General features: G+C 54.3%; 18 protein-coding genes and 2 tRNA genes. 8 read left to right on the plus strand and 12 right to left on the minus strand.

All coding sequences use genetic code 11. The features are described from left to right. Nucleotide 1: 1 nt before the first annotated feature. From AWR27_RS06840 to AWR27_RS06850, 3 genes are all read right to left on the minus strand, one after another. The gene (locus AWR27_RS06840) at nt 2-3,517 is read right to left on the minus strand and encodes a TonB-dependent receptor (RefSeq protein ID WP_077130503.1); all 3,516 of its coding nucleotides are present in this window, start codon (nt 3,515-3,517) and stop codon (nt 2-4) included. A 123-nt stretch (nt 3,518-3,640) separates the two neighbouring features. Next, nucleotides 3,641-4,732, minus strand: coding sequence for a FecR family protein (locus AWR27_RS06845; RefSeq protein ID WP_077130504.1), 1,092 nt, complete (start codon nt 4,730-4,732; stop codon nt 3,641-3,643). A 72-nt stretch (nt 4,733-4,804) separates the two neighbouring features. After that, nucleotides 4,805-5,395 carry an RNA polymerase sigma factor gene (locus AWR27_RS06850; protein WP_077130505.1) on the minus strand — a complete coding sequence of 197 codons (591 nt, stop codon included), beginning with the start codon at nt 5,393-5,395 and terminating at the stop codon, nt 4,805-4,807. Between the two features lie 237 nt (nt 5,396-5,632). On the opposite strand from AWR27_RS06850, the gene AWR27_RS06855 reads away from it, so the two are divergent. From AWR27_RS06855 to AWR27_RS06870, 3 genes are read left to right on the plus strand one after another with little or no spacing between them, the layout of a single operon-like run. Next, nucleotides 5,633-6,595 (plus strand): pentapeptide repeat-containing protein, encoded by a 963-nt coding sequence (locus tag AWR27_RS06855; protein ID WP_077130506.1) that lies wholly within the window; start codon nt 5,633-5,635, stop codon nt 6,593-6,595. A 16-nt stretch (nt 6,596-6,611) separates the two neighbouring features. After that, nucleotides 6,612-7,112, plus strand: coding sequence for an ATP-binding cassette domain-containing protein (locus AWR27_RS26005; protein WP_198045102.1), 501 nt, complete (start codon nt 6,612-6,614; stop codon nt 7,110-7,112). 55 nt (nt 7,113-7,167) lie between these two features. Next, on the plus strand, nt 7,168-8,556 hold the full coding sequence (locus AWR27_RS06870) for a DUF4403 family protein (RefSeq protein ID WP_077130507.1): 1,389 nt from the start codon (nt 7,168-7,170) through the stop codon (nt 8,554-8,556). Here the strand turns inward: AWR27_RS06870 and AWR27_RS06875 are convergent. Together AWR27_RS06875 and AWR27_RS06880 are read right to left on the minus strand one after the other, a co-directional pair. Beyond that, a complete protein-coding gene (locus AWR27_RS06875; RefSeq protein ID WP_077130508.1) occupies nt 8,513-9,190 on the minus strand; it encodes a DNA-3-methyladenine glycosylase family protein in 678 nt (225 codons plus the stop codon). The two genes, AWR27_RS06870 and AWR27_RS06875, sit on opposite strands and share 44 nt — an antisense overlap. Continuing rightward, entirely contained in the window at nt 9,177-10,334 is a 1,158-nt protein-coding gene (locus AWR27_RS06880) for a hypothetical protein (protein ID WP_077130509.1), read from the minus strand. The genes AWR27_RS06875 and AWR27_RS06880 overlap by 14 nt, the downstream gene beginning before the upstream one ends. Before the next feature lie 203 nt (nt 10,335-10,537). Here AWR27_RS06880 and corA point away from each other — a divergent pair, with 203 nt between their 5' ends. Together corA and AWR27_RS06890 are read left to right on the plus strand one after the other, a co-directional pair. Continuing rightward, nucleotides 10,538-11,620 (plus strand): magnesium/cobalt transporter CorA, encoded by a 1,083-nt coding sequence (gene corA, locus AWR27_RS06885; protein WP_077130510.1) that lies wholly within the window; start codon nt 10,538-10,540, stop codon nt 11,618-11,620. 99 nt (nt 11,621-11,719) lie between these two features. Beyond that, complete coding sequence (locus AWR27_RS06890; RefSeq protein ID WP_077130511.1) at nt 11,720-14,191, plus strand: bifunctional UDP-N-acetylmuramoyl-tripeptide:D-alanyl-D-alanine ligase/alanine racemase; 2,472 nt, start codon at nt 11,720-11,722, stop codon at nt 14,189-14,191. Between the two features lie 72 nt (nt 14,192-14,263). Here AWR27_RS06890 and AWR27_RS06895 read toward each other — a convergent pair whose 3' ends face one another. Next, on the minus strand, nt 14,264-14,953 hold the full coding sequence (locus AWR27_RS06895) for a hypothetical protein (protein ID WP_077130512.1): 690 nt from the start codon (nt 14,951-14,953) through the stop codon (nt 14,264-14,266). Between the two features lie 40 nt (nt 14,954-14,993). Continuing rightward, a complete protein-coding gene (locus AWR27_RS06900; protein ID WP_077130513.1) occupies nt 14,994-16,190 on the minus strand; it encodes a THUMP-like domain-containing protein in 1,197 nt (398 codons plus the stop codon). Nucleotides 16,191-16,296: 106 nt separating this feature from the next. Between AWR27_RS06900 and AWR27_RS06905 the strand changes: the two genes are divergently transcribed. Then, nucleotides 16,297-17,898: a SulP family inorganic anion transporter gene (locus AWR27_RS06905; protein WP_077130514.1), complete on the plus strand. Its 1,602-nt coding sequence runs from the start codon at nt 16,297-16,299 to the stop codon at nt 17,896-17,898. Between the two features lie 51 nt (nt 17,899-17,949). Beyond that, on the plus strand, nt 17,950-19,221 hold the full coding sequence (locus AWR27_RS06910; protein WP_077130515.1) for a Gfo/Idh/MocA family protein: 1,272 nt from the start codon (nt 17,950-17,952) through the stop codon (nt 19,219-19,221). A gap of 17 nt (nt 19,222-19,238) precedes the next feature. Here AWR27_RS06910 and AWR27_RS06915 read toward each other — a convergent pair whose 3' ends face one another. From AWR27_RS06915 to AWR27_RS06925, 3 genes are read right to left on the minus strand one after another with little or no spacing between them, the layout of a single operon-like run. Next, entirely contained in the window at nt 19,239-20,456 is a 1,218-nt protein-coding gene (locus AWR27_RS06915; RefSeq protein WP_077130516.1) for an Lnb N-terminal periplasmic domain-containing protein, read from the minus strand. After that, on the minus strand, nt 20,434-21,156 hold the full coding sequence (gene rsmI, locus AWR27_RS06920; protein WP_077130517.1) for a 16S rRNA (cytidine(1402)-2'-O)-methyltransferase: 723 nt from the start codon (nt 21,154-21,156) through the stop codon (nt 20,434-20,436). The genes AWR27_RS06915 and rsmI overlap by 23 nt, the downstream gene beginning before the upstream one ends. Beyond that, complete coding sequence (locus AWR27_RS06925; protein ID WP_077130518.1) at nt 21,153-21,392, minus strand: 4a-hydroxytetrahydrobiopterin dehydratase; 240 nt, start codon at nt 21,390-21,392, stop codon at nt 21,153-21,155. The genes rsmI and AWR27_RS06925 overlap by 4 nt, the downstream gene beginning before the upstream one ends. Nucleotides 21,393-21,485: 93 nt before the next feature. On the opposite strand from AWR27_RS06925, the gene AWR27_RS06930 reads away from it, so the two are divergent. Then, a complete protein-coding gene (locus AWR27_RS06930) occupies nt 21,486-23,423 on the plus strand; it encodes a hypothetical protein (RefSeq protein ID WP_077130519.1) in 1,938 nt (645 codons plus the stop codon). An 80-nt stretch (nt 23,424-23,503) separates the two neighbouring features. Here AWR27_RS06930 and AWR27_RS06935 read toward each other — a convergent pair. Beyond that, nucleotides 23,504-23,590 (minus strand) — tRNA-Ser (locus AWR27_RS06935). Nucleotides 23,591-23,613: 23 nt separating this feature from the next. Continuing rightward, nucleotides 23,614-23,703: transfer RNA gene (locus AWR27_RS06940), tRNA-Ser, on the minus strand. Nucleotides 23,704-23,955: the final 252 nt, after the last annotated feature.

Consider the following 23,955-nt stretch of genomic DNA (forward strand, 5'->3'; position numbering starts at 1 on the left):
GTTAGAGGCCGATGTTCAGGCCGATGGTGTAGGTTCGGGCAACGGGATAACTGCCATAATCAACCCCTCCGGTCAGGGGGCCTTCGTAGCCGCTTACTTCGGGGTTATAGCTCAGGTAATTCGAGATGGTCAGCGCGTTCTGCACACCCGCATACACCCGTAGCGTCTGGAGCCGGGCGCGGCTCACGAGCGATTTGGGCAGGTTGTAGCCCAGGGTGATGTTGCGGATGCGAAAAAAACTGGCATCCTCAACCCAGCGCGTCGAGAGGGCGTTATTATTGCCGGTGGTCCGGGTGTTGGCCCGTGGCACAATGCCATTACCCGGCTGCTGGGGCGACCGCCAGCGGTCGAGCACGGTGGTGATTTGATTGGAATTGCCTTCCAGGTTTTCGTAGAACCGGCGCGACAGGTTAAGAATTTCGCCCCCCTGCACCCCCTGAATCACAATGCCGAGGTCAATGCCCTTGTAGGCAAACGTATTGGTTACGCCATAGATAAAGTCGGGCTGGTTATTGCCGATGCTCGTGCGGTCATTGGCATCGACGCGGCCGTCGCCGTTGACATCCTCGTACTTCACATCGCCGGGCCGGGCATCGGCAAAGCGGGGCGAAGCATCGAGGTCGGCCTGATCACGGAACACACCCAGTTGCCGGTAACCGAAGAGGTTGCCCAGGGGCTGCCCGATGAGGGTGATGTTGGTTTCGCCAACACCCGTGCCACTGCGTATGGGGTCGCCGGTGGGTCCCAGGGCCAGCACTTTGTTCCGATTGAAAGAGATGTTCAGGTCGGTGTTCCAGGTGAGCATACCCGTAAGGTTGCGCGTATTGAGCGCAAACTCGAAGCCTTTGTTTTCGACCTGACCAATGTTCTGCACCGCCGAACCGAAGCCCGTCAGCGTAGGCACCTGCACCGCCAGCAACAAGTCGGTAGTGGTGCGTTGGTAATAATCAGCCACAATAAACAACCTGTTGTTGAGCAACCCAATCTCAGCCCCTATATCCAACTGTCGGCTACGCTCCCACGACAGAGCCGGGTTCGACGTAGTGGTTACGGCCAGCCCATTGGCCAGTGCATTGCCGAACACGTAGTTATCGGTACTGACCAGACCCAGAGCCGGATAGTTTGACGTAAATGCGTTGTTGCCCGCTATGCCATAACTGACCTTAAGTTTCAGTTCAGAAAGGACACGGTTGTTTTTCAAGAACGGCTCTTCGCTCACCCGCCAGCCTACCGAGGCCGAGGGAAACGTACCCCAGCGGTTGGCTTCGCCAAAGCGGCTGCTACCATCGCGCCGAATGGATGCGTTGAACAGATACTTGTCGGCCAGCGAATAGGCCACCCGCGCAAAATACGATGCCAGCGACCATTGATCGCGTACATTACGGTTGGCGTTGTTGCCCAGAATCGTCCCGGCGTTAACGGTACGGACCAGATCGTTCGGGAAATTATTGGCATCGATACGGGTGCGCTCAAAGTCGTTTTTCTGCGCTTCCATACCCAGCAGGGCCTCAAACCGATGCTTGCCGCCGATTTGCCGGTCGTAGGTCAGTGTATGGTTCGTGACCCAGTTGACGTTCTGCGAGTTTTCAGCGAAGGCCGAATTGGGCGTTGGCGGCAGTAACTGGTTTAGCGGCAGAGCCGAGGTCTGGTACTGATTTTGCCGGAATTGGATAATGTCGCCCCCAATGGTTCCCCGGTAGTTCAGCCCCTCTATCAACCGCAGTTCCAGATAAGCGTTACCCAGCAGTCGGGTGATACGGGCCTGATTGTCCACTTCATAGATATTGGCAACTGGATTGGTGATGCCGGGCCAGTTGTACGGAGCCGCGTAGAATGCCTGCGAGTTGTAGGTAACGCCGTCGGCCTGGAAGATCGGAATGAACGGCGGTAGGTTCAGGGCCGAGTTGATAATGCCGTTGCTGGCCCAGTGTCCGTCGGTGTTTAATCGATCCTCAACCGTAAACGACGGGCTGATGCTCAGGCCCATTCGCACGGCGGGATTCAACTGTGCGTCAACGTTGGTGCGGAACGTATAGCGGTCGATGCCTGAGCGTTTGATGATGCCATCCTGCCGGAGATAGTTGCCCGACACCATAAACTGCAGTTTATCGGTACCGCCGGAGCCTGTAATCTGGTAGTTGCTGATGGGTGCCCGCTGAAAAACCATGTCCTGATAATTAAAGCTCGAGAGTGCGGTCGGGTTGTCGAAATCAACGCCCGGAAACTCGCCACGGGGATAACGAAACCGCTGCCCGGCTGGACGCGCATTGTTGAGGTCTTCAATGCGGGCACCGGTCACGCGTTCGAGATAAGCATTGTTGGCGGCTTCTTTTGAGAAATCGGCGAACTGCTGGGCGTTGAGCATGTCCATCCGCTTAGTTACTTCCTGCGTACCCGTGAAGTAATCAACGTTCAGGCGCATCTGCCCAGACTTACCGCGTTTGGTCGTCACTACAATCACGCCGTTGGCCCCACGTGAGCCGTAGATGGCCGTTGCGCTGGCATCTTTCAATACGTCAATTTTTTCTATGTCGTTCGGATTCAGCAGGTTCAATCCCCCGCCGTTGGTTAGGTCGCCGGAGTTGATCGGTTGTCCGTCGATAACCACTAATGGCCCATTACCCGCACTAATGGACCCCAGCCCACGAATTTTGATGGACGGACTATTGCCCGGTGCGCCCGTGTTTTGCTGAATCTGCACGCCCGGCATCCGGCCCGCCAGTCCTTCCACCACGTTCGGTACGGGCTGGTCTTTGATTTCACGGGTGCTGATTGATGCAATCGAACTGGTAACGTCGGCCCGGCGCTGCGTCCCATATCCTACCACCACCACCTCGTTCAGCGATTTGTCGTCGGGGCGGAGTTGTACATTCACGGTCGTTTGCCCAGACGAAAGGGCCACCTCCTGCGAGGCATAGCCCACAAACGAAAACACCAGCGTTGCAGGGCCGTCGGGAGCATTCAGGCGGTAGTTTCCTTCGCTGTCGGTGGTGCTGCCCCGGCCAGTACCTTTCACCACAACCGAAACACCCGGCATACCCTCGCCCGATTCGCTGCTGACGCGGCCCGTCACAGAACGGTCTTGAGGAGTCGTGCGTTCCGGAACTGTTGCGCCGTTGGCGTCCGGCACGTTAGTAGGCGACGAAGTTGCGGGAGCCGACCGGTTCAGAATAATGTAGTCGTTTGTGACTTCATACTGAATACTAAGCGGTTTCAGCAGCCGGTCGAGAACGCTTGCCAGTCGTTCGTTGTTGGCCGTGAGCGATACCGTCCGGGCTGAGCGTACTAAAGCCGATTTGTACACGAAGCGCGTTTGGGTAGCCCGTTCCAACTGGGCGAGGGCCGAGCGGAGGTCCTGCCCGCTAATCTGCACCGTTACGGGCCGGTCGAGGAGTTGCTGTGCCCGACCCGGTTCGGCCAGCGAGAACGTGGCGAACAGCAGGGTCAGTAGAAGCGGAAAGGCGGTTAGTTGCATGATACGTTGCCACGGAATTCGTGGGTAAAGGGCATTTTTCATACCTTTGGAAGTTTTGTTCAGGAATTAACAAACGGGGCAAAACACTCTCCGCGCCGGTCAGATTGCCGTCTGCCGGGCGGGTTACGTTGAACCGACAGTGTTGCCGCACTGTCGGTTTTTATCTTATTCGGCACACCCTTCGGCCTGAATTACCACCTGCGCCCCCACGACCTCGTAGCGGCCACCAATGGCCCGACAGATAATCGTTAGCTTATCGAAGAGTGGTTCGTTGCCGAGTGGTGCCGTGAGCGTGCAGCGTTGCAGCGCATCGCTGTCGTAAACAATGTCTACACCATAGGCTGTTTCGAGTGTGGAGAACACCTGTGCGATGGGTGCATCGGTGAATACAAAGTCGCGGTTCTGTTCGGGAATGGTGAGCAGGGCCGGTTCGTCTACTAAGCTCCGGTTCATCTGCCCGGTCTTCCGCTCAAACACCACCTGCTGATTAGGGGTTACGAGCAGGCTCGGTGCCGACAGTCCAGGCGATTGCCGCACCTGGTCGAGGTCGGTTTGGGCAAATACGGCCACGCGCCCGGTTTTCACTTCGAGCGTTACGGTCGGGTCGGCGTCGTTGGCCCTGATGCGGAAACTGGTGCCCAGCACCTTCGTCACCATGCCGTTTGCCAACACCAGAAACGGCTGATCGGGGCGTTTTGTCACCCGAAAAAACGCTTCGCCCGTTAACGCTACTTCCCGGTTTCTACCCCCAAACCGAATGGGGTAACGCAGTGTCGCACCGGGTTGCAGCAGTACTGTTGAGCCATCGGCCAGCGTCAGCCGTTGCCGGGTGCTGGTGTTGTTTCGCGTTTCGCGGGGTCTCTCGTTCGGTACGTCTATCCCCGTTTCTAATGGACGACTCACCCGATTTGGAGTACCCGACTGCATCCGCCACCAGCTCAGACCGAGGGCCAGCGTCAGCGTAGCGGCTGCTACCACCGGCCACGTCCATAACGAACGTACCCGCCCCAGCGGACGTATCTGCGTCAGCGTTTGCGCCACAAATTGTTCAGTACGTTCGGGCGAAACAGTCTCATCGGGCAGGTGGGCTGCCAGCAACAGGTTTTGTGCCTCGCGCATGGTGGGCTGTTGCGCCGGGTGGTCGTGCCAGTACCGCGACCAGTAGGTGTCGGGGTGGCGTAACCCACCGGTTCGTACCCAATCACGGAAGGTTTCGTCAGACAGAAATTTTTCTACTTGCTCGTTATCAGGTTGCATCGTTGAGAAAGAAGCTTCTACTACCAGAAGACCCCCTCATGAACCCGATAACCTCGGAAAAACAAAATTTTTTCAGGAAAAGAAAACAAGCAGCAGCAGCGGGTTAAATTCCTCGTGCCAATGTTGCCGCAGATAGGTCAGGGCGCGGTAAATGAGATTGGTAGCGGGCTGATAACCGATGTGCATGACCCCGGCAATCTGCTCATTGTTCAGATTCTGGTAGAACTTAAGATACAGAGCCTCGCGCTGCCGGGCGGGCAAGGTATTGATCAGATAGTTCAATCGACGAAGTTGCTGCTGTTGAGTTTCATCGTCAATCAGCCGTTCTTCCACCGAAAACTGCGCCAGAAACGGCAGGTCGAGCGCGTCGGTGCCTGTAAACTGGAGCCAACGGTCGCGGTTGAGGGTGCGTACCAGCCGCCGACGCAACGAAGCCAGTAAATAGGGCCGCACGGCGGTAGTAGGGCCGAGCGACTGCCGTTTGGTCCAAAGCTCCACAAACAACTCCTGCACAGCATCATCGATGCGGGCAGTGTCGGGAGTAAGCTTACGGGCGTAGCTAACCAACGGACTGTGATACCGGCGCATTAGTTCAGCAAAGGCCCCTTCATGGCCGTCGCGGAGTTGCTGCCAAAGCTGTTCGTCGGTAAAGGGCTGGGGCATTACGAATCAATTTTATGCTACAAGGTCAGAGAAATTGACTTATACTGTTCTCGTATTGTCTGATTCATTGATGCAATTATCGGCGGCAAAGGCACAACCTGTCTCGCCATACGGTTTGTTTGTCGAAATACAACCAGAAGTAGTGTAAATACAACTATAAGTGGTTGCATTTTTTCTGATTCTGGAAATGCCTCCCAATACCTTTGCGGTGTCGAATAACATAAAGACAACAGGTGTATGATGAACACGAAGATCATTGGTGAGCGAATTGCCGAAGCGCGAAAGAAACTAAATCTGTCTCAGGCGCAACTGGGTGAACAGGTATTTCTCAGTGCCCAGGCCGTGGGGAAATGGGAACGCGGAGAGTCTGTTCCAGACATTATTACGCTGAACCGTCTGGCCGAAATTCTGGGCGTTGATCTCAACTACTTTTCAGCAGCTACAGAGCCTGCATCCACTGAAACAGCACCCGTTATCTTGTCGGGAAACTACCCGAACGAACTGCCATCTGGAGGGGAGAAGAAAAAGGGTAGTTGGAATATGTCGGGCGGAAACTGGGTCGATGCAGACTTTTCCGGGCTGAAAAACCTACACGAAAAATTTAGTGGTTCCAATATCCAACGCTGCCAGTTTATCGGCTCAGATTTGTCGGGACTGTCGCTCAAAGGTAACAATGTCGATGGCTGTGACTTCTCTGATTCCGACATCAGTAGCAGCCAGATTCAGGGTTCCAACCTGGCAAAAAATCAATTCAGGAACTGTTTGCTTAACCAGGCGAAATTTTCGGGAAGCTATGTAGAAGGCTGCAATCTCTCCGGTGCTACTCTTTGCGAAACGGAATTTTCAAAAAGTTATCTGTCCAATTGCGATTTCACTGGCTGCGATTTCACCGGAATGGTGATTAAATCGGGCGGCTTTGAGAAAAATATAGCTGATGCTGCTGTGTGGAACCGGACCTCGTTTATCGACACACATATTGCTGATATAATTTTCGGCGGTACGCTGGATGATTGCTCCTTTGAGAACTGTTCATTCACCAAAGTGACGTTTCAGAACGCAACTCTACGTAGCACCTTCTTCAAGAACAACCTTAGATTGAAGCGGGTACAATTCATTGACTGCCAGGTTGATCGGTTGACCTACGAATTTCTGAAGGCCGGGAAAGCGGAGTTGTCCGGTGTTACGTTGGTAGCATCTTAAGCGGGAAAACCTCATCATGATTGCCAGACTATGGCATCGTAACCATCCGCGTCAGGTTGCGGATGATCTGCTGAACCGCTTCGGCCTGACTGATGCCGCCTACCGGGCGGTATCCACCTATTCGGGTGGGATGCGCCGTCGGCTTGATATTGCCATGAGTTTGGTAGGAAAATCACCCCTTGTTTTTCTCGATGAGCCGACCACCGGTACAGCGAATTATGTGAACTATGTAATGCCCGGCATCCTGCTCATTACCATCGCCAACGGGATCGGCTACGTGGCGTATCGTCTGCCTTACGCTGTTTACACTGTCTCTGACCTGGGTTGCGGTGATCATTACTGGAGACTATTCGAGCGTTGTCGTCAGATCAGCCCGTTGGTAACGAGATATGGGTTGCGCTGGCCTGGTGCATTGGCATTATGCTCGTGGCCTATGTCTTCGCGATGCGGACGTATAAAAACCGGGTGTAAACGACCCCCGTCGCAACAGGAAGGATCGCGTTCGGGTGATAACTAAAAAACTATAATTTTAGTAGGCTAACATTTTCATAGTCTGGTAGTTTGTTGAGAAAATGACTACTCAACGTATTACCGGAATCTTATTTTTACTGCTGGCCCTCCTTGGCGCCATTGGCTGCAATCGTGTGCGTCCCGACGCGCCCGCCACACTTGATTTTGAGCCGCCCATTCCTGACCCCGTTTCTTATGTTGCGGGCGAGGTCACGTTCCGAATAAACGATCTGGAACGTAAAATCAACAAATCGCTCAATCCGGTTTTGGTCAACGAGGAGACATTTAAGGGGCGCAAAGGCGAAGCCTGGCATCTGCGCGTTGTGCGAACGGGGCCGGTCAAGATTCAGTATGCCAATCAGCGGGTGTCGTTCTCAGCTCCGTTGCAGGTGTGGTACAGCAACCCGCTTGGTCTGCGTAAACACCGCAAGAGCCGTCCGCTTTGTGCCTTGGCCGTTAATTTTGTTTCTCCGCTGTCGGTAGAATCCAACTGGCGGTTAGCTACCCGTTCGCGTTTTGAACAATACCGCTGGATTCAGAAACCCAAAATCCGACTGCTTGGCATCAACGTGGGCATCACGAAACTGGCCGAAAATCTGCTCGATAAACGCCGGGCTGAGATTGAAGCGGCCATCGATCAGGCCGTACACAGCGAGTTGCGCCTTGACCGCGAAATTGGAAAAATCTGGCGCGATATGCAGAAACCGCTTCGCCTTGCCCGCCAACCCGATGACATCTGGCTGATTCCGCGCCCGTTCAGTATTGCAGCCGCGCCCGTTTATGGTGATGCCCGACAAATTACCGTGCCACTACAGATTGCGTTTCGGGTTGACACGCGACTGGGTACTTTGCCCGAACGCGACACACTCGAACGGTTGCCCCGGCTGCTCCGACGGGCTAAAGTACCCGAAGCGTCGCGGCTGCGGGTGCTGGCGTTTATTCCTTTCACTGACCTGAACCGGGCGTTAGACCGGCGGCTTATTACGCAAAAGCTCGAACTGGCAGGTGGTACAATCAAAATAAACAGTGCCTTGGTTTACGGCAATGGACGCTCCCTGATTGTGAAAACCGATATAGGCGGGGCCGTAAACGGAACGCTCTATTTTCGCGGACAACCCCACTACGATACGCTCCGGAATACGCTTCAGGTCAGACACGTTGACTTCGATGTTGATACGAAAGAACGCCTGTTTGCCACCGCCGACTGGCTGCTGCACGACCGCCTGCGCGACACGCTCGAAACGGTGCTGGCGGTGCCACTGCATCAGCACATTGCCAGTATCCCCGACAAAATCGAGACGGCATACGCCCGCGCTGGTGCCGGTAAAAAAACGGCTCTTGACGTCGACCAATTTCGATTGGTGCCGCAGCGTATCGTTGTCCGGCCCGACGGTGTGCAGATTTTAATCAGCGTTCAATCAAAGGTTCAGGTGCTGGTAAAACGGCTGTAGGTTTCCACCGCCACAAATACCGGCAGGCCGTGGTTCGATACGGTTGCCAGGCAGCAGCAATGTCATGCAACGCTTTGTATAAAGCTTTGCCCGTCAGGCCATTAACGCGGTCGGGGTAGGCGCGTATCATTTTCTGGCGAATAACCAGATCATCAATTGGAAATACGTCGGGGCGGTCGAGTACAAACATCAGCAGCATCTCAACCGTCCAGCGGCCCACGCCCTTGATTGGCAGTAGATACTGGACAATCTCCTCATCGCTCATAGGGTCGAGATGCGCCCGGTCGAGGGGGTGGTGTTGCGTAAACTCGGCAACGCTCTGGAGGTATTTTATCTTTTGAAACGACAGTCCTGCACTGCGTAATTCATCGGGCGTTTTCAGCAATAGCGCGTCGGCGTGGGGGTAGTTGTCGACAAATAATGCCCGGAAACGGGTAAAAATGGCATCGGCGGCTTTCACCGAAATCTGCTGCGACACAATACTTTCGAGCAAAGCCAGATAGACGTTATCGGCCCAGTCGTAGGCAGGTTTGGGTACAGGCGAATCCACGCCGGGCGTATCAACAATAATCTGAGCCAGAACGGGGTCTTTGGAAAGATGCAGTAGGGCAGGAGTGAAGTCAGTCGTGAGCATATCGGTTTCGGAGTCGGCGGGCTACGTCGCGGGCCAGTTCGTCGCGCATACTGTCGTAGAACGACCAGCGTGAGGGCGGAAACGAGTCAGCACTTTTTAAACTGTGTCCATTCAGAGCGCGGTCGTCGCCACTGAACGTTTGCCATTCAGTTACCCAACTCCGACTTTCCCAAACTGGTTCATTCCACCGTTCCTGGCCGGTTTGCGTGTCAATGGCCCGCATTCGCAACGTTAGCCCGGCTGTTATTTCCCGCCGAAACGTTGTGAGTGTACCCTTCACTTTTTCCATTATATCGACTTTTGTGGAGTCGTTGATTTTCTTCTCGCCAACTTTGTATTCCTGATTGCTGTAAACCGTTGTGCAGGACGACGATACGTGTTCGTTGTAGGACGAATAATCTGTTACCTGCATCTGCACGGCCTCATGAATCGGATAGCCTTCTCCGGCGTTTTCGTCGGGCGGATAGAGCCGCACAAAGGGTGAAGGAGCGTCGTTGCGGCCAATCTGCTCGAAAATCAGCCCCTGCAACTGCGTGTTTTCTGTGGCACTGATTTCACGGGTAGGGCTAAGCGGTTCGACCACCACCCGCAACACGGCAAACGGCAGCGCGTCCTGTGCTTTAGCCTGCGCCTGCCTGAAGTCGGGCACCCACTCGGCGGCTTTCCGGTAGTTCAGAAACGCATCTTTGGCCGCGAGTCGGTTTTCTTCGCGCAGCGCAAACGCCTGTTCGGCAACCTGATACCGGTCGGCGGCAGCTAATTGGCGCGTTTCGGTCTGCTGGTCGCGGTAAGAAATTGGGTACGCCGATAACCAGTCGGCACAGTTTGTGCATTTAGCGGCATTATCGGTCAGCTTTTGCAGGTTTTCGTATTCGGCGTACACGCGTTCCCACCGAAATGGCTCTGTTCCTGCCGACAACTGCCGGATTGTATTTTGGCGTTGTTCATAAGCCCGGACAAACGCTGCTTTCAGTACTAACGGAGCCAGCACATGACCCCGTTTCGACCAGCCCGGCTTCTGGCTGAGCCGGTGCGATGCCCGCTGCACCGCCAGATCATAATGCCCATGACGCAGGGCCGTATTGCCGCTGCTACAGGCCGTCAGCAGGGCGAGTATACCGAAGAAAATAAACAGACGAGCCATGCAACAAAATAACAAGTTTTGTTCATTTGATAAGGTAAATAAGGAGTTGGTTTAGTTTATGTACCAATTTGGTTTATTTCGCAGAAAGGGGAACACGGATTTGACGGATACAACAGATTAACACGGATTTTTTAACATACTCTGAAAAATATCCGTGTAGACCCGTGTAATCCGTGTTCCCCTAAAAAAATCCGTGGCTATTTATGTCGAAACGCAAACGATACCGGTCTGCCGAAAAAACGCTGGGTACATCGCCCGGTACACTAACCTACATAGGCGAGGAAATTGAACACGCTACCAAAATCAAACGAATCGAATACAACGCTACCGACTACCGGGTCGATGAAAGCAGCAAACTAAGCGCGTGTCGGTTGCCGGGCAATAATGCGCCTTTTGTGGGTTGGATCGACGTAGATGGCATTCACGAACCAAAGGTTGTGGAGGCTCTCGGTCAGCAATTCCGGTTGCATCCGCTGCTGCTCGAAGACGTGATGAACACCGAGCAAAAACCCAAAATTGATTTGTATGACGATACCATCGTGTTCGTGACGCTGAAAAACCTGCACCATAGCGGGCAACGGCAGGAGATCGAAACCGAACACGTCAGTTTCGTGCTCGGTAAGGGGTTCCTGATTTCCTTTCAGGAGGAGCGAAGAAAAGATATTTTCGAGCCGGTGATCGAGCGCATCCGGGCATCGGCGGGCAAAACCCGGCGCAACGGTGCCGATTATCTGTTGTTTGCCCTCATGGACCTTATCGTAGACCATTATTTTCTGATTACCGAGCGTATCGGCGAAAAAATGGACGAACTCGAAGATTATATTATTCAGGAACGGGCTAATCAGCAAACGCTGGCAACGCTCTATACACTCAAGCGCGAATTGGCCCACATCCGGCGCGTGGTAAACCCGCTGCGCGATATTGTGGGTGTGCTGCTGCGCGAAGAATCGGACCTGATCCGGCCCGGTACAGTGCCCTACCTGCGCGACCTGGCCGACCACGTTAGCCAGATTATTGAACTGCTCGAATCGTATCGCGAACAGATTGCCGGCCTAATGGACGTATATTATTCGATTGTGAACAACCGCATGAACTCGGTCATGAAAACGCTGACCATTGTATCAGCCATTTTTATTCCGCTGACGTTTATTGCCGGTATCTATGGCATGAATTTCGACAACATGCCCGAACTTCGTACCAAAACCGGCTACTTTTGGACCCTCGCGGCCATGACCGCTATCGCCATCGGCGAAATAATTTATTTTAAACGAAAAAAGTGGATGTGAAGTCAGTTAACAGTCATCAGCCAACAGCCAACAGTTGCTGCCGCCAGCTAAACTGTTGGCTGTTGACTGTTGATTGTTCGCTGTTGGTTGTTAACTGATATGATTTGGCTTACTGACTCGCGACAGGCGACGGGAAATTTATCCGACGTTCTATTTTTTGCCATTCGGGGCGAACACCACGACGGGCACGATTTTATTGATGACCTGTATAACAAGGGCGTCCGGCATTTCGTCGTTGAAACCCCGGCACTAACGCCCGCCCGTTTAGCCAAACTGGCCGACTACGCCGACGCACGGTTCACAGAAGTAGACAACAGCCTGACGCACCTGCAAACGCTGGCGGCTGCGCATCGGCAGCAGTTTCGCATTCCGGTTATTGGCATCACCGGCAGTAACGGCAAAACCATTGTCAAAGAATGGCTCGCGCAGCTTTTAGCCGATGACTTCGCTATTGCTCGTAGCCCGCGTAGCTATAACTCGCAGTTAGGTGTGCCGCTATCGGTACAGCAACTGGCTGACCATCACACGCTTGGCATCTTTGAGGCCGGTATTTCGCGCCCGCAGGAGATGGCCGCCCTCGAAGCCATAATCCGGCCTACCATCGGTATTTTCACCAACATCGGCACGGCCCACGACGAAGGTTTCCGAACGCGACGGCAGAAGATAGCCGAAAAACTTCGGCTGTTCATTCATGCCCAAACGCTCGTCTACTGCGCCGACCACACCGATATTGCCGACGAAATAAACATGGTGCTGAAGGCCGTGAACCCCGATATGCGGCTCATTACCTGGTCATTGACGGGTCAAAACGCTACCTACAAGGCGCATCGAAACGGCAATCGCCTGCACCTGACCGGGCCACGGGGCGACTATCACCTGACACTGCCTTTCACCGATCCGGCGTCGGTCGAAAACGTGCTGCACTGCCTCGTTACGATGCTTCTGTTCAGGTCGTTCAACGTTGATGCGCTGCAAACCCGGCTCAGTCGATTGCGGCCTGTGTCGATGCGGCTTGAGCAGAAAGAAGGCATCAACAACTGCGTATTGATCGATGATTCATACAATAATGATCTGGCCGGGCTACAGTTGGCACTCAACTTTCTGAATCAGCAAACGGGCCGCAGCGGGCGCGTCGTGATCTTGTCCGATGTATTGCAGTCGGGACAATCTGAGTCCGACTTATACGCGCAGATTTCGGGGTTGATAGAAGCCAACCTGATCGACCGGTTTGTGGGCATCGGCCCGGTGATGAGCCGTAACGCCGGTCTGTTTCCGCCCAACAGCCTTTTTTACGAAACCACCGATCAGTTTTTAGCCCAGTTTTCAGTCAGTGCGTTGCGCGATAGTGCGGTGCTGGTAAAAGGGGCGCGAACGTTCTCGTTCGAGCGGATCGTAAATCGACTGCAACGCAAGGTGCATGGAACGGTGCTGGAAATTAATCTCGACGCGCTGACGCACAACCTCAACTACTACCGCGAGCGCATTAGTCGTACCGATGGGCCATCAGCCACGAAAATTATGGTGATGGTGAAGGCGTTTGCCTACGGCAGCGGCAGTGCCGAAGTAGCTCAGTTGCTTCAGTATCACCGCGTCGACTACCTCGCCGTGGCCTATGCCGACGAAGGCGTTTCGCTCCGGCAAAACGGCATCACGCTGCCCATCATGGTGATGAACCCCGCGCCCGAAACGTTCGCCACATTGCTGGAATATGGTCTGGAACCCGAAATCTACAGCCTGCGCCTGTTGCGGGAGTGGGGACTGTTCGCAGCAGCGGTGGCAGGGAGCTACGGGCAGGGAGTGCCGGATAGCCAAAGCAAAGATTTGCCAAACCTGCACCTGAAAATTGACACCGGCATGCACCGGCTGGGGTTTCTGGAAACCGAAATGCCCGAACTGATTGCCTACCTGCAACAGCATCCGCAATTGCGCATTGCTACGGTGTTCAGCCATTTGGCAGGTGCCGATGAGTCGCAGTTCAACGCCTTTTCGCAGCAGCAATACCAGACGTTTTTGCGCTGTACCGAAGCCCTCGAAGCCGGGTTGGGATACCGCCCGGTGCGACATCTGCTCAATTCGGCGGGCATCGTGCGCTTTCCCGATTACCAACTCGACATGGTGCGGTTAGGCATTGGGCTGTACGGCGTTGAATCGAGTCAGACCGACGTATCAGCAGTAAGGCCCGTGGGTACGTTGCGGACGGTGGTGAGTCAGATCAAATGCGTATTGGCGGGCGAGTCGGTAGGCTACAGCCGTCGGGGCGTTCTGGACCACGATGCCCGTATTGCCACGCTGGCAATTGGTTATGCCGACGGATTCGACCGGCGATTGGGCAACGGTGTGGGTCGGGTGTGGGTCAACGGGACGCTTTGCCCCACGGTTGGCAGCGTGTGCATGGACATGACCATGATCGATGTCACAGCCGCATCGGTGCAGGAAGGCGACGAGGTAATCATTTTCGGCCCCGACCTGCCCATTACCGAATTAGCCCGACAGATAAACACGATACCTTACGAAGTACTGACCGGCATCAGCGAACGCGTAAAGCGGGTGTTTGTGAAGGAGGGAAATTAAGTTAGCAGTGAACAGCCAACAACCAACAGTTAACAGTTCGCTGAAGACTGTTGACTGCTAACTGTTGGCTGTTCACTGCCTTTTCGCTTTTACGGCTTCAACGTTTTTCTTACGGTTTTCGAGTTCGGTCAGGGCGTTCGTTTGCTCACCTTTATTCGTTTCAACGTCTTTCAGGAGTTGTTCCAGCTCTTTGGCGTTCTCATCGATGCGTTTAAGCAGCCGGTCTTTTTCCTTCGCATTGGCTTCAATATCGCGCTGGAGTTGTTCGCCTTTTTTAACCATACGCTGATGCGCTTTCTGCGCTTCGTCAAAACCATCTTCGGCAACGCGTACTTCCTGGGCGAACAGTGTTTTGCTGGCAAAATCTTTCAGGAGTTGTTCGGCTGCGTTGTAGCCTGTGCCGCCGGGTGTGACGAAATTGCCGCTGCCCAAATCGAAAGAAGCAAAAATAGTAATCGACGAGCGCGACGATTTTACCGTGCTGACCAAATTTATCGGTTCGGGTGAAACAGCGGCAATGTCGGCGTTGGTAACGCGATACGTACCCCGCGACTCCGTTAGCCGACCGTAGGTTCGTAGTTGGTTTTCCCAGTCTTTTTCAATTTGCCGACCATCGCCACTGAGTGTGAGGTTCAACCCCTTTAGCGGCACTTTGTCGACGGTGGTTTCGCCCGCATAAACGGTTTGTGCCAGAGCGGCAACCGATGCAAACAAAAAGCATGACAGACTCAGAACAGAGACGTAATAGTGAACAGGTTTCATGGCGGTTACGATTTTGTCTGAACCGGGACAGCATCCTGGTTCAGACGATTTTTCGGCAAAGTAACAATCGTTTGCTGCCATTGGCTAAGGTAGTAGCAAAAATATAGACATCGCCCCCTTCCCGCAGATTGAGCTTACGACGCAAGTCGGCCACCGACTGTGGGAAATTCCGAACGGTCAGGTTGGCTTTCAGCGTTGGCAACACGTACTGAAGCCCTTTTTTATCGACCTTTAATACGTGTTCAATCTGAAAAACACGGCCTGGGAAGCCGCTGATTAATTCGGCAGATGTGTACAGATGGCTGTTTGGAGCTAATTTTTGCAGACCAAACCGAACCCCTGCTAATCGAAACGCCCCGGCTTTCAAAATAGCCGCGTTTGGTTCATACAGGTACGTTTGCGGATCGCTCAATATAATCTCCGCCTGCCACTCCTCTCCCCGGTTGTACGAAAACGTATCTGTCTGATTTTCCGATAGGTTAACAGCGTTAACTTGAATGGTTTCTAAACTTACTGACTGTTTGCCAACGACAAATACTATTTCTTTCACTTCGCCCGCTGCCGCCACAACGTGCACAGCCTCAACGCCCGGCAACTGGCCGATTGTTGCGCCAATGTCGATCATAGGCGAAGTTTTCAGCAATAGCTGGTTAGCTTTTGCCAGCAGGTTAGCCAGTACGCCGGGGCGCGATACGTCGGGTTCGCAGTCGGCAAGTTGCACGACGCGCCCGCCCTGCTCACTGCGCCGGTGAGGGTCGAGGTAGAGCCAATCGGCAGCCGCTCCGGTTAGTCCGTCAACATAAGTCAGGCCATCGCCGGTATGTACGTCCACATTGGTTGCACCCAGCCGGGGCAGGTTGTAAGCCGCCAGATCGGCCAGATCGGGTCGGTGTTCAATGTACGAAACGCGGCCCATTCGCTGGGCAAACGCCCAGGCATCAACGCCCATGCCGCCAGTCAGGTCAACTAACAGCTCACCAGATACCAACGACGCTTTGTAGTGAGCCGTTAGCTCGGAAGACGCCTGCTCGACCGAGAGTGCGGGCGGAAAAATCAGGTCATGTTGCGCGTACCACGCTGGCAGTTTACCACGGGCTTTCTGGCGGGCCGTTATCTGTTCGGCTACCCGACGCAAATCGATGTTCGGGATCGCTTCACCGCGTAATACTAACGTGGCAACATCGTCGGTCAGGTGTTGCTGAATAAACTGCTGTTCGGCGGGTGAAATACTGGTCAAACGATACGTAGTTTAGTAACTTTCTAATCTTTTTCTAATCTAATGCAACGATGCACCGGAAAGCGTCGTTGGCTAACTACCTAACGTTAGACGAAACCAACAGTTCATGCAGCGCGTCAATCCGGTACGGACATTACGTCGGTATCAGCTATCATTTCTTAAGCAGGACATTCCGTCGGGCTTATCCGTCTTTTTAGTGGCCCTGCCGCTTTGTCTGGGTATTGCATTGGCGTCGGGTGCTCCGCTTTTTTCGGGTCTGGTAGCGGGTATGATCGGTGGCATTGTGGTTGGCGTATTGTCTGGTTCTGAGGTTAGCGTCAGCGGGCCAGCGGCTGGTTTGGCCGTTATCGTGGCCGATGCCATTGCAAAAGTAGGGTCTTACGAAGCGTTTCTGGCAGCAGTAGTGCTGGCGGGTATCATACAGATTGGCATGGGGCTGCTCAAAGCCGGAAGGTTCAGTAGCTTTTTCCCCGACAGCGTCATCAAAGGAATGTTGGTTGCTATTGGGCTGGTTATTATTCTCAAACAGATTCCGCACGCGCTCGGTCGCGACAACGACTATGAGGGCGAATTTGAATTTCAGCAATTAGCCGATGGCGAAAATACGATTTCTGAAATTTATCGGGCATTTGAAACGGCCAGTCCGGGGGCGGTTGCTATCAGTCTCGTATCGCTATTGTTTCTGCTCGGCTGGGAGCGTATGGCGGGGCGCAGCACACGCGCTTTTTTTAAAAACATACCCGGCGCGCTGCTGGTCGTATTTATTGGTATTGCGCTGAACGAGTTGTTTCGGATTGCCATACCGACCTGGTATCTGGGCGACACGGCTCATCAGCACATGGTTCGGATTCCGACGCTTGAACCGGGGCAGAGTCTTTTCTCAATCTTTGATTTCCCGGATTTTAGCAAATTTGCCGACCCGCAGATTTACGTACTCGGTGCCACCATTGCGCTGGTAGCCAGTTTAGAAACGCTATTAAACCTCGAAGCCTCGGACCGGCTCGACCGGTTGAAGCGAATTTCGTCAACGGACCAGGAATTGCTGGCGCAGGGTACAGGAAATATACTATCGGGCCTGATCGGTGGGTTGCCCATTACGTCGGTGGTGGTGCGTTCATCGGCCAACGTTTACGGTGGTGCCCGAACCCGGATGTCGGCGGTATTTCATGGTGTATTTTTGCTGATTGCTGTTTTTCTGGGCGGGCCAATTCTGAATCTAATCCCACTGTCGTGCCTGGCCGTCGTACTGATTATGGTAGGATACAAATTAGCCAAGCCTGCTATCTTCAAGAAAATCTATCGCGATGGCTGGAGCCAGTTTTTGCCGTTTATTGTAACGGTGCTGGGCATTATTTTTACTGATCTATTGAAAGGTGTTGCCTTAGGGTGGGTGGTGGGTATTGGTTTTGTGCTGTATTCTAATTTTCAGGCAACGTTTAGGGTCGTTCGTTCGGGCAGTCAGGTTACTATTTTGTTCGTCAAAGACCTGTATTTTTTAAGCAAACTGCCACTTAAAGAAACCTTAAGCAACCTCAAACCCGGCGATCAGGTGGTGGTTGACGGTACCAGGGCGTCATTCATCGACCACGATATTTACACAATGTTGCACAGCTTCGCTGAAACGGCTGAAACGCAGGGTATTCAGTACGAACTGCGGAACGTGGAGCGTCAACGTCGTCGGCGTAAAGAAGAACTAATCAGTGAATAGTAAGCGGAGTGCGTAAGTGCCTTTTGGAGAGAACACAACTGGTCATTTACGATGAATCGCAGGGAGTTTCTGAAAACCAGCGGGGGAGGAGTACTCGGCCTGACACTCCTTCCCGGCCCGGCCCGCAAGGTGGCACCGAGCGACCGGCTGCGCGTGGCACACGTTGGCCTGAACGGCATGGGAACCAATCACCTCAACTGGTTCGCCAACTTGCCCGACGTTGAGGTCGTGGGCCTGTGCGACGTTGATGAAACCCATCTCAACAAGGCATTGGGCGCACTGCAAAAACTCCAGCCCAACACAACCGCCAAAACCTACGCCGATTTCCGCTACCTGCTCGACCGTCCCGACATCGACGCCATTACCTGCGCTACCCCCGACCATTGGCACGCCCAAATCGCTATCATGGCGTTTCAGGCCGGGAAAGACGTATACGGCGAAAAACCACTGTCGTACAGTGTGCGCGAGGGGCAACAGATGCTGAAAGCACTTAACCGCTACGGTCGTATTTTTCAGTTAGGTACGCAGATTCACGCGGGCGAGAACTATCACCGCGTGGCCGAAATCATACAGGCCGGAGCCATTGGCAGGGTGCATACAGTACGACTCTGGAAAACGGGGTTCCCACCGGTGCTTGGCCCGGCCAATTACCAGACGCCCCCAACCGCGCTTAACTGGGAGATGTGGCAGGGACCCGCGCCCGCGTCGGCCTACACGCCCGAACGCTGCCACGTCAATTACCGCTATTTCCTCGATTATTCGGGTGGGGTGTTTCAGGATTTCTGGTGCCACATTGCCGACATTGTCTGGTGGTCGATTAACCCAACCGGTTTGCGGAGTATCCGGGCGAAGGGAGAAGCCCCCGAAGGTATTGCCGACGCCCCCAAATGGATTGATGTAGACTACGAATTCGACGGGCTGAACCTGCACTGGACCAGCACGCCACCCAACGTGCCGGGAGCCGCTAAACGACACATCGGCGCGTATTTCGAGGGCGATAAAGGCACATTGCTATGCGATTACAACACCCGCGAAATCACCATCAACGGGGTTGTAATGACCGACGTGCCGACAGTGCCGATCACGCTCGAACGGTCGCCGGGGCATCAGCAGAATTTTGTCAATGCCGTAAAGTCGCGGCAGCAGCCCCAATCGAATCTGGCCTATGTTCGGCAAATGACCTTGCCCATGCACCTCGGCCTGATTGCCTGGCGACTCGGCGAACCCCTTGAATGGAACCCCCGCAAAGAGAAATTCCGGCACAACCGGGCGGCCAATGCGTTGCTATCGCGCCCGTATCGGGAAGGCTGGAAGTTAATCTGAGCAATCCGAACCGACGTTTAGACGACTTCGGTACGCATCAGTGCCCGTTGCCGAACGGGTTGCAGGTTTACGATACAGCGAATGAGCAGCGTAAGCGGAAACAGCACGTCGACCCCGCCCGGCACGGTCGATAGCACCATGCCCACCAAAATCAGCACCGCCGTAATGCCAAAATAAGCTGTTCGTCGGCGGGCCGTGGTGTTGCGGCTCGTGGCCCAGAATACGAGCGGCAGATGAAACGGGGCCAGCCACAGCAGCGTTGGGTTCCAGGCCGTTACGCCGTGGTCGGTGCCAATCCAGAGCAGCAGCAGAAACCAGCCCCAGAAACCTACTACGCTAAACAGCAGCCGGTCGAGCCAGCGGTCGACGCGGCCCCGCTGATACCGGCGGGCGGTGAAGAGGGCAACAACGATACCCAGCAGCGCAAACACGACTTCAGGGTCGAAGATAAACGGCACCTGCTTTCTGAATATTTTCTGAGCCTCGAACAGCGTCGCCGAACGCGTCACAACCGGAGCCGTTAGCCCACCCGGTTGTTTGACCACCGCAGCCGCCAGATTGTCATAGACGTTGTTGGGCAGATACATCGATTCCCAATTGCTGGTCATTGCATCGGCAGGGCGACCGATTGCCAGGTTCATACCGAGTTGCGCCCAGGGTTTCTCCCCTAAATAATCGTTCATCCAGGCCCGGTACGATTTGGTGGGCTGTTGCGGAGCGCGGAATTGCAGACTGTCGCCACAGGCTTGTGCGATCATATCGCGGGGGCGAGTAGCGCAGTTGTCGTAGTAGAAACGGTAGCGGTACTCGCGGTTTTCGGGTCGGTTATTTTCTTCCAGTGCCGCAAACAGCCGCTGTTTTTGAGGGAGCGAGAGATTCAGCACCTGTTCGCGGACGCTCCGGTTGTTCTGCTGGTAATAATAGAGTACCTGATACAGACTATGTGCCGACAAGCGATAGGGCAGCGTGCCACGCAGAAATTTGACAATAAAATTGTCGGCGTTGTAATCGAAGCCGCCATAGCTATAGTTGCGGTCGAGACCCTGAACGGGGTCAAAGATGCGGATTTCGGTATGCCCAAAAGCCGACGAAATATCATCGCTGCCGGGGCCGTAAGTAATCAGGCTAACCTGCACTGACGGAGAGAGCGGCTGGGCCTGGGCAGAGTGAAACGTGAAAAGAGAAAAATAAAAAATGAGCAGCCAGTGCCAGCTACTCGGCTTCGTCTTCGTCATCGCGGTCGTATTTCTTTCGTTTCTCTTTGCTGGGTTCGTTGCCCTGCACGCATACCACCAGTTCACCTTTCACGGGCTTTTCACTAAAATAAGCCACCAGTTCGGTCAACGTGCCGCGCCGATTTTCTTCAAACAGCTTGGTCAGCTCACGCGACACGCTGGCGGGCCGGTCGGGGCCAAACACGGTGGCAAATTGCGTCAACGTTTTCAGCAGCCGGTGGGGCGATTCATAAAACACCATTGTCCGTTCTTCGTCGGCCAGTTCGGCCAAACGCGTTTGGCGGCCTTTTTTGTGCGGCAGAAACCCCTCGAACGTAAAGCGGTCGCTGGGGAGGCCGGAGTTGACCAACGCAGGAACAAAGGCTGTTGGCCCCGGCAAACACTCGACCGGGATTTCGGCCTGCGTGCAGGCCCGCACCAGCAAAAAGCCGGGGTCTGAAATACCGGGCGTACCGGCATCCGACACCAGCGCAAAGGTTTTTCCTTCTTTCAGTTGCGTCACCAACCGTTGCACGGTCTGGTGCTCGTTGAAGATATGGTAACTATGCAGCGGTTTACTGATACCCAGATGCCGAAGAAGTACGCCTGACGTACGCGTATCTTCGGCCAGGACGGCATCTACGGTTTTCAGCACGTTGATAGCGCGCAGGGTTATATCGTCAAGATTACCGATGGGCGTCGGCACGAGGTAGAGTTTCATTCACTCTTTACAAGTTCATCAATTGAAGCAGCTAATTTACGGTCTTTTTCTGTCACAATGTTGCCCGCATCGTGAGTCTGTAGTTTTATCGTTACCTGATTATAGACGTTCGACCACCAGGGATGGTGATCCATTTTTTCGGCCAGCAGTGCCACGCGGGTCATGAACGCAAAAGCCTCCTGAAAGTCGGAAAACGTGAAGTTTCGGGTTAGCTGATTATCTTCTTCCTGCCACATTGTGCGTTAGTGATTTATCTTCGTATACAACCTTATTACCGGACCGGGAGTTTGTTCAGTGTAGAAATACTACTGTCCGCAACCACCAACTGCATGAAAACCATTTTCGCTGCTATTCCGTTTCTGATTGCTGTAACCTGTCGGCAGGCTCCTTCGCAAACCACCAATGCCCCAGACACCCAGCCTTCACAAAATCCGCCTTCGGCCCGGTCGGGGGCGGTTTCCCGGCTGGGCATCCGGCTACTGACGACTTACACGCCCGAACCGAAGCGGCAATTTAACCCCGGTCAGTTTGGCCTGAATAGCTACTTTTCGCCCAATTACCGGTTCTCGGTCGATTTTGCGGCTACCGGCACACCGGCCCAACGGCGGGCGCAGGGCGTAAACCTGTTCAATATGTGGGCCGTAAGCGAAGCCGACAAGCCCCGTCTGCCGCTGGGCGACGGGTTGTATTACGTTTCGGAGAGCGGGCTGCACGGCGAACTCGAAGGCGCGGGGTATTACGAAAGTAGTTTACAGCAGTACTACACTAAAATCTGGCAAAGCTGCCCGGCGGCTGGCTACGGCAACGAAGCGGGCGTTCGGCACCTGATATTCAATATCGAAACGGGTAATCTATGGTCGAAAGATTTTTACGGCGGACCAAAATATCCCAGTTGGAACGACGCCAGGAACCGGCGTATCCTGTGCGAATCGGACGGGCAAACCCGAACCCTTGAGCAACTTCACAATTCGGGTCTGTGGGAACGCGAAATGGTGGTTCGGCGTACCAACCGGCTGGTGCTGCTGATGCAGGTGGCGAAGGAGAAAGGCAAGCCCGGCACACTCGTCAGCTATGGGGCCAGCCTGTATCAGGGTCGCCCGCGCATGGACTTCGCCAACCGCAACAACGTGTTTCAGGACGGGCAGGCCGACGTTACAAAAATTGGTGGTAACGCGCAGGGATTCATTGCGTTACGTAAACCCGGCGGTGGCACCGGCACCTACCGCATCACCGGCTCGCAGTGGGATTACGAAGACGTAATGCTGGGGTATTATTACCTGTTCAATTTCGATATTGGCCGAGCCGATTACAACGACATTTGGGTGAACCACAAACCGGGCACGCAAACGTACCCCTATCTCTGGGGCCGAATCAAGCCCATTCACATTGTGGCCGACGAGAAGGGTTACTGGCAGTTGAACCGGCGTCTGATGCAACTCCGGCAGGGAAAATACCGCCCTACGATACGCATGATGGAACCGGTGTACGAGGGGAATACGGGCGGCTACGTCGATGGCACCATTCTGCCCAACGGCGATGGCGAAGCGGCCCGCGTACCATTTCCCGACTTGCAAAACGCGTGGAAAGAGTACGATCAGTCGGGGCGCGTAGTGTACGAGGAAACGCCGAAAGTATGGCAACCGCCCTATCTGTGGTACAGCCGCTACGTGGTGCATCGGTTTCTGGAAGGCGATACCCCCGGCGCAGGTTTCCACGTGTTCCCGAACGACCCGCGTTTGGTTCGGCGCGACCCCGCTACTGTGCCGGGGTTCAACCATCATCTGCACGCCTACTCGTCGCTGTTTCAGGCGCGTCACGACATGCAGCCGTATGAAAAATTTTATGCCGGTTCTACGCTGGTCGAAGACCCTGACGTGCAACTGAACGGCTCTGGCCCGTTTCAAACGTACAACGGTACGCAGGCGTACAATTACGATGATGGCAAGCAGAATCCGCCCAAACCAGCCTACATGCTGCGCTACAAACCCACCGCTACGGGCTGGCAGGTCGTGGTGGTGGGCGGCATGAATCAAAACTGGAACGAGCAACGCACCGACGTTCTTCGCGTACCGGGCAACGGGCTGAATGGCAACGTGTTTCGGGTGACGCTACGCGGACCGTCGGCCCACGTTTTCTCGTTTACGGTTGCCAAAACCGATCAGAAACAGGTGTACCAAAGCAGCGGATCAGCTACCGGTGGTCGCACCGCTGCCATACCCGACGTACCGGGCTATGCAGGGCAGGTAATTGGAATGCCGGAACGGTAGACGTGATAACTCAGAAGTGGCTACTGATAAGCTCATAATAAAAAATCCAGCAAGTTAACTTGCTGGATTTCAACGCTTTGCAGAGAGCGAGGGATTCGAACCCCCGGTACCCTTGCGAGTACTTCTGATTTCGAATCAGACCCGTTCGACCACTCCGGCAGCTCTCTATATAGGTCACGTCACGCTGTAATGGCAGAGAGGAAGAGATTCGAACTCTCGATGCGGTTACCCGCATACACACTTTCCAGGCGTGCTCCTTCAACCACTCGGACACCTCTCTGTGTCATTTGGGAGTGCAAAGATAAGGTTTTACTGGATTCAACGCAAGATTCGCTCCCGAAAAATTTACGTCGGGTTACCTTATTCGCTCATTTCGCCCGCCAGTGGCGTAGCCAGCAACGTGCGTAAGTGGTTGGTGAATAGCCTTAATTAGTTAGTTCACGAGCTACCCTGCCACTTCGTTTGTGGTCGCAGGTGATGATAGGCTTTGCCGGGAATGACCTCGCTATGGGCGGTGCCAAGTGTCGACGGT

The sequence above is a fragment of the Spirosoma montaniterrae genome (assembly GCF_001988955.1).
Taxonomy (GTDB): Bacteria; Bacteroidota; Bacteroidia; order Cytophagales; family Spirosomataceae; genus Spirosoma; species Spirosoma montaniterrae.